Origin of the sequence: Ornithinibacillus proteolyticus, from assembly GCF_039581225.1 — a bacterium.
In the GTDB taxonomy this organism is placed as follows: domain Bacteria; phylum Bacillota; class Bacilli; order Bacillales; family Amphibacillaceae; genus Ornithinibacillus; species Ornithinibacillus massiliensis.
The window spans coordinates 1-11965 of record NZ_JBCPXV010000001.1 but is presented as its reverse complement, the minus strand read 5'-3'; the positions used below and the strand labels follow the sequence as shown (position 1 = coordinate 11965).

The 11965-nt window shown below is 35.7% G+C and carries 12 protein-coding genes and 2 pseudogenes; 12 read left to right on the top strand and 2 right to left on the bottom strand.

From position 1 onward, the window contains the following. The first annotated feature begins 110 nt into the window (after positions 1-110). The gene (locus tag AAIB49_RS00070) at positions 111-1562 is read left to right on the top strand and encodes a DHA2 family efflux MFS transporter permease subunit (RefSeq protein WP_343456872.1); all 1452 of its coding nucleotides are present in this window, start codon (positions 111-113) and stop codon (positions 1560-1562) included. Positions 1563-1750: 188 nt separating this feature from the next. Here the strand turns inward: AAIB49_RS00070 and AAIB49_RS00065 are convergent, their stop codons facing one another. Next, the gene (locus AAIB49_RS00065) at positions 1751-2476 is read right to left on the bottom strand and encodes a ZIP family metal transporter (RefSeq protein WP_343456871.1); all 726 of its coding nucleotides are present in this window, start codon (positions 2474-2476) and stop codon (positions 1751-1753) included. Positions 2477-2643: 167 nt separating this feature from the next. On the opposite strand from AAIB49_RS00065, the gene AAIB49_RS00060 reads away from it, so the two are divergent. The 9 genes and pseudogenes from AAIB49_RS00060 to AAIB49_RS00020 all read left to right on the top strand — a co-directional run. After that, a complete protein-coding gene (locus AAIB49_RS00060; RefSeq protein WP_339215087.1) occupies positions 2644-2970 on the top strand; it encodes an ArsR/SmtB family transcription factor in 327 nt (108 codons plus the stop codon). A 63-nt stretch (positions 2971-3033) separates the two neighbouring features. Further along, on the top strand, positions 3034-3966 hold the full coding sequence (locus AAIB49_RS00055; RefSeq protein ID WP_339215085.1) for a cation diffusion facilitator family transporter: 933 nt from the start codon (positions 3034-3036) through the stop codon (positions 3964-3966). Between the two features lie 174 nt (positions 3967-4140). Next, positions 4141-4839: an FAD-dependent thymidylate synthase gene (thyX, locus tag AAIB49_RS00050; RefSeq protein WP_343456870.1), complete on the top strand. Its 699-nt coding sequence runs from the start codon at positions 4141-4143 to the stop codon at positions 4837-4839. Between the two features lie 288 nt (positions 4840-5127). After that, positions 5128-5928, top strand: coding sequence for an HD domain-containing protein (locus tag AAIB49_RS00045; protein WP_343456980.1), 801 nt, complete (start codon positions 5128-5130; stop codon positions 5926-5928). A 60-nt stretch (positions 5929-5988) separates the two neighbouring features. Further along, entirely contained in the window at positions 5989-6447 is a 459-nt protein-coding gene (locus tag AAIB49_RS00040) for a helix-hairpin-helix domain-containing protein (protein WP_339215080.1), read from the top strand. Positions 6448-6465: 18 nt separating this feature from the next. Then, positions 6466-6822 carry a VOC family protein gene (locus tag AAIB49_RS00035; RefSeq protein WP_339215078.1) on the top strand — a complete coding sequence of 119 codons (357 nt, stop codon included), beginning with the start codon at positions 6466-6468 and terminating at the stop codon, positions 6820-6822. 283 nt (positions 6823-7105) lie between these two features. Beyond that, positions 7106-7593 (top strand): annotated as a pseudogene (locus AAIB49_RS00030) (aspartate/glutamate racemase family protein); the annotation flags it as partial. Between the two features lie 167 nt (positions 7594-7760). After that, positions 7761-8894, top strand: coding sequence for an IS200/IS605 family element RNA-guided endonuclease TnpB (gene tnpB / locus AAIB49_RS00025; RefSeq protein WP_343456868.1), 1134 nt, complete (start codon positions 7761-7763; stop codon positions 8892-8894). Positions 8895-9035: 141 nt separating this feature from the next. Continuing rightward, positions 9036-9257, top strand: a pseudogene (locus tag AAIB49_RS00020) (aspartate/glutamate racemase family protein); the annotation flags it as partial. Between the two features lie 62 nt (positions 9258-9319). On the opposite strand, the gene AAIB49_RS00015 reads toward AAIB49_RS00020, so the two are convergent. Further along, entirely contained in the window at positions 9320-10234 is a 915-nt protein-coding gene (locus tag AAIB49_RS00015) for a class I SAM-dependent methyltransferase (RefSeq protein ID WP_343456867.1), read from the bottom strand. A gap of 347 nt (positions 10235-10581) precedes the next feature. On the opposite strand from AAIB49_RS00015, the gene AAIB49_RS00010 reads away from it, so the two are divergent. Beyond that, entirely contained in the window at positions 10582-11073 is a 492-nt protein-coding gene (locus tag AAIB49_RS00010; protein WP_339215072.1) for a DUF2798 domain-containing protein, read from the top strand. 208 nt (positions 11074-11281) lie between these two features. Beyond that, entirely contained in the window at positions 11282-11692 is a 411-nt protein-coding gene (locus AAIB49_RS00005) for an NUDIX hydrolase (RefSeq protein WP_343456866.1), read from the top strand. Positions 11693-11965 lie beyond the last annotated feature (273 nt).

Sequence of the window (11965 nt, the reverse complement as noted above, 5' to 3'; positions counted from 1 at the left end):
GAAGTGAGCTATTGGCAGTAAGCAAACTTATAGATTAATAGAATTGATTCATGTATCCTGTATAAAGTATATGATTACAGATAGTAAGATAAGTGGAAGAGAGGGTATTTATGCAGAATGTAGAAGTAAACAGAAAAATGATCGTACCATTGTTATTAGCAGGTTCGTTTATTGCCATTTTGAATCAAACGCTAATGATAACCGCTATCCCACCAATAATGGAAGAAATGGGAATTACAGCGAATACTGGACAATGGCTAACTACTGTGTTCATGTTGGTTAATGGGATTATGATTCCAGTTAGTGCGTTTTTATTAGAACGTTTTACGACGAGGCAATTGTTTATTACAGCGATGAGTATATTTGCTGTTGGAACATTAGTTGCAGGTATCGCGCCTAACTTTTCCACATTATTAATCGGCCGTGTCATCCAATCAACTGGTGCTGGGGTTATGTTACCATTGATGCAGACGGTATTTTTAATGATTTTCCCTGTACATAGACGTGGTGCGGCAATGGGACTAATTGGACTAGTAATCTCGTTTGCTCCAGCGATCGGTCCTGCTTTGTCTGGGTATGTGACAGAACATTACTCGTGGAGATTGTTATTCTTTATTATTCTGCCAATTGCAGTAATTGATATTGTCATAGCTTGCTTTGCATTGAAAAATGTAACCGAGTTACAGAAACCAAAATTCGATATACTTTCAATCATCTTATCTTCATTTGGATTTGGTGGATTACTATATGGATTTACTTCAGCAGGAAATAATGGCTGGTTGGCTATGATGACTATCATATCACTTGCAGTTGGTGTGTTAGCATTATTCGGATTCATTCTAAGACAATTAAAGCTAAAGCATCCAATGCTCGAATTCAGAGTGTTTACTTATTCCATTTTCCCGCTGGCCGTTGCGATAGGCATGATCGCTTTTATGGGATTAATTGGCGTGGAGACATTAATACCACTATATATGCAAAATATGCGTGAGTTTACAGCCTTTGAAGCTGGTTTAGCTCTGTTACCTGGAGCATTAATTACTGGATTGATGTCACCAATTACAGGTAGAATCTTTGATAAATTCGGTGCTAAAAAGCTAGTAATAATTGGATTAATAATCATTACCGTATCGTCAATCCCGTTTACTAGATTAGATACATCGACTTCATTAGCTTTTATAACCATTCTATACAGTATCCGAATGTTCGGACTGTCGATGGTAATGATGCCGATTGCAACCGCTGGATTAAATCAATTACCTAAACGATTAATTCCACACGGGGCTGCAATGGATAATACGATGAGACAAATAGCAGCTTCTGTAGGTACAGCAATTCTCGTTACAGTCATGACGACATCAGAGGAGAGTGCAGCAAGTAGGGAAATTGTCAATCCAGACATTTATGGTGCCAATGTAGCGTTCATTGTTGTAGCAGCACTTTCATTAGTCGGATTGTTGATTGCTCTCTTTATTAAAGATAAGCGTCAATCCCAAGAAGAATTGGAAAGAAAAGATCAAGAGAGATTAAAAGCTAGAGAAACTAATTCTGCATCATCATGAAATCTCCCTTATGGAGTAATAATCCAAAATAAAACTCCTCTTCCTTTGTGGTGGAGGAGTTTTACTGTGTAAAAGGGTATTATTGTACAGAAAAGTTCAACTGTAGGGAATACTGCAGTTTAGTCTCGTACAATGTACCGACAGTATTTCAAGAAGGTTTAATTGTTGATTAAAATGAACCTAAGATATTAGTTAATAAAAGTAAAATACATATAGACCAATGTGATACCAAATAGACTAACTAGTAAACCATACCATATAGAAGATTTTTTCATTGCTTCCCAAACCATTTCTTTTACTGCGACTATGAAAATCATAGAGATGGCAAGGTTAATCATAAAAGCAAATAAAAAAGGGACCTCAGCAGTAATAAATAACCCAAGTAACGAGCCTATTGCTACTGGGACGGTAAGCACGGCTGTGATTACCAACCAAGTGAAGAAGCCGTATCCAGCTAAAAATAGTGGGGTAAAAATGATCACACCTTCAGGAATATTGTGTAACAGGATGGTTAATAACATGGGATTGCCAAATTCCGTACCGATAGCTGCTCCCAGCGCAAGGCCAACTGGAAAATTATGCATTGCTATACTAATAGTTAATAGAACTCCAGTACGGAATAAGAGAATTTTTTGTTGAGTATCTGTAACAAGGGTTATCATGTTTAGGACACGATGAATACATAGATACAGAATAACTCCAGTTGCAATTCCAAGAGCCAATATAACCCAACCACCAAGTTGAATACTTTTAGGGATCATTTCAATAAATAATAGGCCGATTATTAATCCGCCGCAGAGAGAATATAAAAAGCTAACACTACCATGGATACGCTTCATGAACCATGCTAGTCCACCCCCAATACCAATACCCAATCCAGAGGCAATTACTCCCGATAACCATATGAATGCCATCATACGTCTCCTTTTCCTTCCTTTGTTAATTTATATTGCCTTGTCCCACGATTTATACGGTATTTATAAATCATTGACCATGATCCATTTCTTGTTTTATAATATGAACATATACTAATATATACATATTAATAAATTTAACTTAAGCCTAGAAAGGAGAGGATGTTATGGAACATAATGAAAATCAGACAGCGGTTAATAATAAGGATTTGGATGAGGAGACGTTATTCGTGGTTTCACAAACGTTTAAGGCATTGGGTGATCCAACGAGAATCCGGATACTAAATCTTTTAATTCATCACGAATACTCAGTAAACGGAATAGCGGAAACCTTACAGTTAAGGCAATCAACGGTTTCGCATCAATTACGCTTCTTGAAAAATTTACGTTTAGTAAAATATCGCCGGGAGGGTACAACGTTGTATTATTCTCAAGATGATGAACATGTCATGAATATGCTGAAACAAATGATTGATCATGCTTGTCATAACTAAGTAGTTCCTTTTCATCGTTATATGAATAAATGCTCATATTTCAATATTGGAAGGTGGGATATAATGGGACACGATCATAACCATACACACACTACAAATAAAAAAATGTTAATGTTAAGCTTTATTATTATTACGACATATATGGTGGTAGAAGCAGTTGGGGGAATCTTCACTAATAGTCTTGCACTTCTTTCTGATGCTGGGCATATGTTGAGTGATGCCATTTCTCTTGGTGTAGGACTACTAGCCTTTAGATTAGGGGAGAAAGCAGCAAATTATAATAAAACATACGGTTATAAAAGGTTTGAAATATTAGCAGCAGTATTTAATGGGGTTACCCTCATAGTAATATCTCTCTATATATTTTATGAAGCATATCATCGATTCTCAGAACCACCTGAGGTTGCATCTACCGGCATGTTCATTATCGCTTTTATAGGTCTCCTCGTTAATATAATGGTTGCCTGGTTATTAATGCGTAGTGATACGAAAGAAAATTTAAATATGCGTGCCGCTTTTCTACATGTTTTAGGTGATTTACTTGGATCTGTAGGAGCAGTAACAGCCGCATTATGTATGATGTTCTTTGGATGGGGATGGGCGGACCCACTAGCTAGTGTACTAGTTGCGATCCTTGTACTAATTAGTGGTTTTAGAGTGACTAAAGATGCTGTACATGTCCTAATGGAAGGAACTCCAAAGAGCTGCGATATCGAGAGCATTATAAAGACGATTGAGAGTGTAACAGGTGTTCAAAGGATTCATGACTTACATGTATGGAGTATTACAAGTGGGCAGCATGTTCTTTCATGCCACGCGGTTGTAGATGGAAATCTATCTGTTCTCCAAAGCCAAGAGATTATAAGAGCGGTTGAACATGAATTAGAGCATAAAGGAATAAACCACGTCACGGTACAGCTAGAGAACGAGGAACATCCACATGTAGATTCGCCATTATGTCAACAGAATCACTTACCTTTAACGCACGAACATTAGGATATAGGAAAAAGAGACCCCATTGGAATTTTCAATCGGGGTTATTTTTTTAGGTGATTATAATCTATAATACAGATGTTAAAGGAATAGCTTTCCAAAATTAAAATGTGATTAGTTTTAAATAGCATATAATTTTGGTAAAATTTAGATAGCAAAATGGAGAGGCGGGATGCTATGACAAAAATAGATATATTAAATGGTGGGTATGTCATTTTACAGGACCATATGGGTTCGGACTTATCTGTTATTAATTCAGCTCGAGTGTCATACAACAAGAAAAAAGACAAGCTAGATGAAAAAGATGAAAGACTGATAGATTTTCTAGCACGGGAGGGACATACCAGTCCATTTAGGCACACTTCGCTACAATTTGAGGTATATGTTCCACTGTATGTTGCAAGGCAACATTGGAAGCATATCATCGGCTCAGGCTTCCAAGATCCTTTTGTTGCTTGGAACGAATCATCACGCCGATATATTACAGAAGAACCAACATTTTATATTCCACATGATGATGAATGGAGAACAAAGCCTGCCAATTCTAAACAAGGATCAGGTGAAGCATTACAACCATCCGTAGGTAGTGCTTTTACGAAGAAATTAGAAGAACATGTTGCAGAAGGTGAGCGTCTATACGAAGAGGCAATGGAAGCTGGAATTGCACCGGAACAAGCTCGACTATTCCTTGCCGCCTATTCGATGTTTGTAAGATATTATTGGACAGGCTCATTACAGGGTGTTGCTCATTTCTTGAAATTGAGACTACCAGAGGATGCGCAATATGAAATTAGAATACTTGCTAATGCAGTTAAAGAATTAACTTACCAAAAATTCCCTATATCACTGGATGCACTTCTGAAATATTCAGATTGATAAAGCTCCCAAAATTTAGCGTATTATTAGTCCATTCATATAAGGAATTTTATCGTTTATTTGTTTCTCTACCGAATGGTTCCACTATCGAACTAAGAAAAGTCAAAATGGAAGGAATTACATAATTGATGAGCGAAACGAAACTGATCTTAGAAGCACTTTATCCACCAATCAAACCAACTGAACTCCAAATACAATTAATTAAAAGCAAACCGCTCAGAAGGCTGAAGCAATTTCGGTGCCGGAGCACTCGTTTCACCTGTTGTACATAGTCGATTTGAACATTCTATAGGTGTTTGGAAATTAACTTCTTTCTTTTTTCCAGATGACATAGAATTACGAGTTGCCGCCTTGTTACATGATATCGGACATCTACCTTTCTCTCACGCAGTAGAAAAAACGCTTGGATTTAATCACCATGAATTAACAGAACAGTATATAAAAGAAGAGGAAATATCTTCTATGTTGAATGCCCATAATATTGATCCGAATGTAATCATTAAAATTCTAAATGAACCATCACCTATCACAGGAAAGGACAATATACTTGGAATCGATCATTTGGATAGTTTTTTAAGAGATACGTATATGGCTGGTATGGTGGAAATGCTCCCTAAAGATTTATTAGACAGAATGACATGTACTGTTAAAGGAATCGATACGGATTTAGAAACAGGGCACTACCTATTAGAGCTTATCTTGTCAGATCATAAACTGTTTCTATCGCCATACATGGTCGCTGTAGATAGAATATTAGCTGAGTCTATTAAGATTCACTGGTCTGTAGAGCCAATGAATAAGAGTGAATTTGCGCGTTTAACAGATGCAGATGTTGTGTCGATGTTAAAAGCTTCTCCTTCTAGTAAAGCCAAGGACTTAATCAATACGCTACTCTTTGAACCAGATCGCATTACAATTAATGATTCCAATACGGGAAGTGGATATCCAATTAGCATTAGAAAAGTATACAGCAAGGTGCCAATGTATGAAGGAAAACCAATAACACAATATAGTATAGATGCACAAAAAATACTAGAAGAATTGAATGGATTATCTTTTCATTCTGAAGTAGTGATTTCTTCTAACTAGACTGAAAGATTTGATAAAGATTCTTGATGTATAACGGATAATGAATAAGGAGGAGACCATTTGAGTTCTAATCCTAAATTACCACTAACACTAGAAGAAAGAGTAATGCTTAGGAAAGCTAAAGTGAAATTAACTGAAATACGTACACTTTACACGGAAAGAATAGCTAGTCTATTAAATGCTTCAATTGATAGGGCGAGAATTATTAAAGGTTTAGCTGAATTTCAAACTGTACCATCTATTGGTTATAAATTAGCTGAAAAATTGGTTTATCAATTAAACATCTATTCATTAAACGAAATAAAAGACAAACAAGGTGCACAATTATTTGATGAATTAGAACAACAGTTAGGTGTATGGACAGATGGTTGTGTGGAGGACCAAATTCGATGTGTCGTATACTATGCGAATCATCCAACTAGTAAAAAGCAATGGTTTGATTTTACACATGAAAGAAAAAAGTATCGAGAAAAAAACGGTTACCCAGCAAATAGACCTCAATCTGCCTGGTATGATTAAAAGGAAGGGGGAGGAAAGATGAAGACCAAATTATCACATGTACGAGTTAATGTGAAAGATTTAGCTTTAGCAATAGATTGGTATCAAACAAAATTAGGATTAAAGGTTGCAGCAACATGGCCACCTGAAAAACCTAACTATGCCCATTTTGAGGCTGATAGTGGAGCAACTTTTGCCATCATGGAAGATAAAAATTACCCATCACATGGACGTTTTAATTTTAATGTTACAGATGTAGAGGTATTATGGAATGATGTAAAAGATAAAGTAAATGTAGTAGAAGAACTGTTTTCAACCCCTTATGGGACTAAAAAATTTACTATAAGTGATTTAGATGGTAATGAGTTAGGTTTTGTTCAAGATTCAGATAGTTAGTTCCTATAATAATTTACATTAAGGATTCTACTTATTTTTTCAACCAGTTAAGTAGAATCCTTTTTTATAGAGGGCTTAAGATAGATCTTTACAATTTACCAATAAAAATCATAAATGATGTTAAATGGTGGAGCTCTTGATTTTTTCAATTACAATAACCATATTATGGTATCATAAACTAAATAGCTAAGTATATACAGACTAACAAAGTGGATTCGTTTCATATTAATTTTATCGTAACTATACGCGTCAAATATAGTTACTAACGTAGGGAGAGATCGTAATGAAAACGATTGGACTTATAGGGGGAATGAGCTGGGAATCCTCCTTAGAATATTACCGCATTATAAACGAAGAAGTGAAAAAAAATTAGGTGGTTTACATTCAGCGAAATGTCTCTTGTATAGTGTTGATTTTAACGAAATTGAACAGTATCAAGCGGAAGGTGATTGGGAGAAGGCTGGTCAAGCTTTAGGTGAAGTTGCATTATCGTTAGAAAAAGCCGGTGCAGATTTTATAGTAATCTGTACGAATACGATGCACAAAGTTATTGATTCAATAGAAGAAAAGATCGAAATACCTGTTTTACATATCGCTGACGCCACGGCAACCCAAATTTTAAAGGCTAACATAAAAACAATTGGATTACTGGGGACTAAATATACGATGGAACAAGATTTTTATAAGTCTCGACTCGAGTCACAAGGAATCAATGTAGTTGTTCCAAATAAGGAAGAAAGGTTACAGGTGAATAGTATTATTTATCATCAATAGGCGAGAAGACTCCCACCTCAAGGAATGGGAAATGAGTAGGTGGGAGATGAATCGCCATCTCTTGTCCGACTATTCAAGTGCTTCCATTCTTCCCTGAAATGACCTATCCACCATACAAAATATGGTAAAATAGATGTATCGTGATACAGAAAGAGGTGAAAGCAATGCTCGTCAAAAAAGCCTACAAATTCCGTATCTATCCAACAAATGAACAGAAAAGACAGATTGCGAAAACCATGGGCTGTTCTCGTTTTGTCTTCAACCATTTTTTAGCTAAGTGGAACGACACCTACAAACAAACAGGAAAAGGACTGACGTATAACGCTTGTTCTGCTCAACTACCTCAATTGAAAAAAGAATTAAGCTGGTTAAAAGAAGTAGACAGCATCGCAGTCCAAACTTCCCTCCGAAACCTCTCTGATGCCTTCTCCAGATTCTTCCAAAAGCAAAATAAAGCCCCGCGATTTAAGTCCAAAAAGCATCCGGTTCAATCCTACACAACGAAGCAGACCAACGGAAATATCTCCATTGTAGACAACAAAATAAAACTGCCGAAACTTGGTTTTGTTCGTTTTGCCAAAAGCCGTGAAGTACATGGTCGTATCATCAATGCTACGGTAAGACGTAATCCAAGCGGAAAATATTTCATCTCTATACTGGCAGAAACAGACGTACAACCATTAGCAAAAACAGCATCCGCTATCGGAATTGACTTAGGCATCACGGACTTTGCGATTCTTTCTGATGGACAAAAGGTGGATAATCATCGGTTCACCGCCAACATGGAAAAAAAGTTAAAACGAGAACAACGCAAACTATCCAGACGTGCTTTGCATGCGAAAAACAACGGAATCAACTTACTCGATGCCAAAAACTATCAAAAACAAAAACGAAAAGTAGCAAGATTGTATGAAAGAGTGCTGAATCAACGTGCCGACTTCCTGAATAAGTTAAGTACAGCCATCATCAAAAACCACGATGTCATCTGTATCGAAGACTTGAACACGAAAGGAATGTTGCGCAATCATAAACTAGCGAAATCTATCGCTGACGTATCATGGTCTAGTTTTGTGAGGAAATTACAGTACAAAGCGGATTGGTATGGTAAAACCCTGGTGAAAATAAGTAGGGGCTTCCCATCCAGTCAACGATGCTCTGCTTGTGGACATCAAACTGGCAAGAAGTCGCTTGCGGTAAGGGAATGGACGTGTCCAGCTTGTCACATGCATCATGATCGAGATATCAATGCGAGTAAAAATATTCTAGCTGAAGGATTACGAATCATAGCTTCGGCTTAAACAACCTATAAAACCGTAGGGACTACGGGGATAGCTTGGTAAAGAAGAGAAACCGCTGTTAGTTAAGAAAGACTACTAACAAGTACGCTCTGTTCCCAAGAATCCCCCACTTCAAACATCCTGCAAGGAGGTTAAGTGGGGGTAGTTCAAGAAGAGTTATGTTTAGGAAAAATTAGTAAAACATCAAAGGATTATTACAAGGATGTAATTCATAATTTAGTTAAAAATGGTGCAGAAGGAATAATCTTAGGTTGTACCGAAATTGGATTACTAGTTAAACCTGAAGATTCAGATGTTCCGTTGTTTGATACAACCGTAATTCATGCCACTGAAGCTGTAAACATTGCTATAGACAATAAATGAAGATTACAAATAGAATCTCTCAATGTGTTACTCATTGAGAGACTCTTGAATTATTAGCCAGATTATTTCTTAACAGCGTGGATATAATGTATGGTCTCGAATGCGGACAAATAATCTGTTCTATTTTTGAAATAAACCTCATTTATTTTAGTTGGTGTTACATGTTCATAAATTAGTAAACCTGATTGTTCTAACATTTTCTCCATCTCACTGTACGTGAAACTCGATTTCATTGGTTCTCCGCTTGCAGAAGCCATCTTAACCATGTTTTCAACACGATTCGATTTTCCTTTTACTTTAAAGAGATTTTCATCTGCATAATCAAAAACAATAGAGCTACCTGTTGGGACATTAGCGAATAATTCACCTATCAAACTCGCAATCTCATCTTTCGTCAAATAATAAGATACACCCAATAGGCTAAAGAAGGTCTTCTTGTTATCAAACCCTACATCAATTAAATCACGGTGAGAAAGCTTATTAGTAAAATCCATAGGAACAAAATGCAGATTGTTTGGTATAGAGAAATTAGCTTCTGCTAGCTTCTTCTTTTTAAATTCTTGTGTAGCAGGATAATCAATTTCAAATATATCTAATTTGTCTTCTAATTCTGGATGTCGAAAGCAGAAAGTGTCTAAACCAGCCCCGAGTATCACATACTGTTTGGCGCCTAAATTAATTTCATTAAGTAATACACTCTCACAATAGGCTGAGCGTGCTATAGGTGTTGGGGAGAGCTGTACTTGGGTAATCCATTTTAAAATCTCATCCGGATTTTCTTTAAATCTTTCCCCGATATCCTTGTTAAAAAATGTTATACCGTTAATCATATTCTGGCTAATAGCTGCAAACTCATCTTCGGAAATTAAATTGCTTACCATAAAATCATCAAAAATGATTGGTGTGTCATTTTTACTGTGATAAGCTCGACCAAATGCTGATACTAAGGAAGTTAAACTGGACTCATTCTGTTTCAAACCGTTTCCTCCTAAAAAAAATAAGATTCCCCTGGCCAGGAGAACCTTATTATATACAAAATTTTAATTAATGTAAATTATAGCATAAATAAAAATTTTTGTCAAATTTTTGGTATGATTTTTATCGCTTTATTACGGTGAATTTAGGCTGTTATTAAAGGTGGATTATAGTTTGATTGAAGGTAGTTCCATTATAGAGACTTGTATATTAAAAAACTTGTCTAAGTTAACTCAAACAAAATTGATCTGCAACTTCTATTATCATAAACGTTCACAAAGTGTTCACTTACGAAAGTGTTTATATTATCACTATAATACAAAGGTATAAAAAAGAGAGGATGATATAATTGCCGACAACTAAGAAAGAAAGTCTACAATTTGGACTAATGATGTGTTTTGGGATGGTTTTACTGATGACGGTTTATAATTATTATTTAAATGGTATGATGGGTAAAATGACAATTATGGAAGGGGTATCCGATTTTCTAATTGGATTTGTCATTGCATTAATTCTAGATATGTTAATAGTAGGACCTAATGCTAAAAAAATTGCTTTAAAAATAACTGCAAATACCAAAAAGAAAATCTATACAGTACTGGCAATTTCAATATGTATGGTAATTGGGATGGCTTTTTTTATGTCGATTTACGGTTTAGTGACAGCTTATATTCATAATGGTTTTACTTCTAGTTCAGTTGTAAAAGATTATGCAGTCATTTTCGGCAGTAACTTGATTATGGCTTTACCTCTACAAATTATTATTATGGGTCCTTTGGTTCGTTTTATATTTAGTAGGTATATTAAAGCGACTAAACATAGTGAGTTACGAGGAGTTTAATGGCTTATTAGCAGTTCGCTGTTAAATTCTATAGAAAAAGGAGGCTTTTTGCTAAACGCAAAAAGTCTTTTTTAGTTGAATATGCGAATTTTCATGAAATTCGTCTAGATTATGAAACTAAAAGATGATAGTTTAGTAAGAGTAAGTGTTTTTTAATAAATAGAATAGATAAGTTAAGTAATAAGATAATAATGTATGGAGGGGCAATATGCAAAGGATTGACGTTGTTTATGCTTTGATTTGTAACAAGGATAAAGAGCAAATAGTTATGGTTAATAATGCTGGTCAAGGTTGGTCGTTACCAGGGGGAGCAGTAGAAAAAGGTGAAACTTTAGAACAGGCAGTTATTCGTGAAGTAGAGGAAGAGACAGGGTTAACTGTTAAGGTAGGAAGTGTAGTAGCAATTAATGAAGCGTTTTTTAAAGAAAAGGATCACCACGTGTTATTTTTTACATTCAAAGCAGATGTAATAGCGGGAGAATGTGAAATTAAGTATACAGATGAAATCCTAGAGATAAAATGGGTTGATTACAACACAGCAAATAAATTAACACCATACCATCCAAACGGTGTTGAAAGTCTAATTACATCTTCCTCTATTTATACATATCAATCTTAGTAATATAGCGTTTTTCTTTCGTTAAATGGTACTAGTAGATTTTTTATTAACGAACTTAATAAAAGTGATGACAGGGAAGTGTATGAGTAAAAGCCGATCACTGATAAGATGCACTTCAATTGTTGGAAGCCTTAAGTTAATAAAAAGAGGCTGGGACAAAACCCCAGTAAATTAATATAAGCATGGTCCTTACCAACGTTTTAACGGTAAGGACCATGCTTATTATTTTTTGCACGCAATTTTCTGATATTAAAGTAAACAAAAAGGACACCA

What these genes read in the sequence shown, in the direction of transcription:
- AAIB49_RS00060 (WP_339215087.1), top strand. Translation starts at nt 2,644, where the DNA reads ATGGAACATAATGAAAATCAGACAGCGGTTAATAATAAGGATTTGGAT.
- AAIB49_RS00055 (WP_339215085.1), top strand. Translation starts at nt 3,034, where the DNA reads ATGGGACACGATCATAACCATACACACACTACAAATAAAAAAATGTTA.
- tnpB (WP_343456868.1), top strand. Translation starts at nt 7,761, where the DNA reads ATGCTCGTCAAAAAAGCCTACAAATTCCGTATCTATCCAACAAATGAA.
- AAIB49_RS00065 (WP_343456871.1), bottom strand. Translation starts at nt 2,476, where the DNA reads ATGGCATTCATATGGTTATCGGGAGTAATTGCCTCTGGATTGGGTATT.
- AAIB49_RS00005 (WP_343456866.1), top strand. Translation starts at nt 11,282, where the DNA reads ATGCAAAGGATTGACGTTGTTTATGCTTTGATTTGTAACAAGGATAAA.
- AAIB49_RS00070 (WP_343456872.1), top strand. Translation starts at nt 111, where the DNA reads ATGCAGAATGTAGAAGTAAACAGAAAAATGATCGTACCATTGTTATTA.
- AAIB49_RS00035 (WP_339215078.1), top strand. Translation starts at nt 6,466, where the DNA reads ATGAAGACCAAATTATCACATGTACGAGTTAATGTGAAAGATTTAGCT.
- thyX (WP_343456870.1), top strand. Translation starts at nt 4,141, where the DNA reads ATGACAAAAATAGATATATTAAATGGTGGGTATGTCATTTTACAGGAC.